The following is a 248-nucleotide window of genomic DNA, read 5'->3' as shown; positions in this document are numbered from 1 at the left end:
CTAACCAGTACTAATTGCCCGTACGGCTTGTCCCTATAACCTTAGCAGGTACAGAGGATAAGACGGTACAACGTTGCGTGTGTGTTGATACCATTCATTACCCCGATCTTTGCTTCTTCCAGATTCAGGCGTTGTCGTCCCACAGGAGACAAACGCCAGTACAAGTTATGCCTGATGACCATAGCAAGTTGGTCCCACCCCTTCCCATCCCGAACAGGACCGTGAAACAACTTTGCGCCGATGATAGT

General features: G+C 49.6%; 1 rRNA gene. It reads left to right on the top strand.

The window, feature by feature from the left end:
• Positions 1 to 170: 170 nt before the first annotated feature.
• Positions 171 to 248 (top strand): 5S ribosomal RNA (gene rrf, locus GCN74_RS28555); the annotation flags it as partial.

The sequence above is a fragment of the Janthinobacterium sp. FT14W genome (assembly GCF_009208755.1).
Lineage (GTDB): Bacteria > Pseudomonadota > Gammaproteobacteria > Burkholderiales > Burkholderiaceae_D > Janthinobacterium > Janthinobacterium violaceinigrum.
Note: the sequence above shows the minus strand (reverse complement) of the source record. Positions and strands in the feature narration are given on the sequence as shown.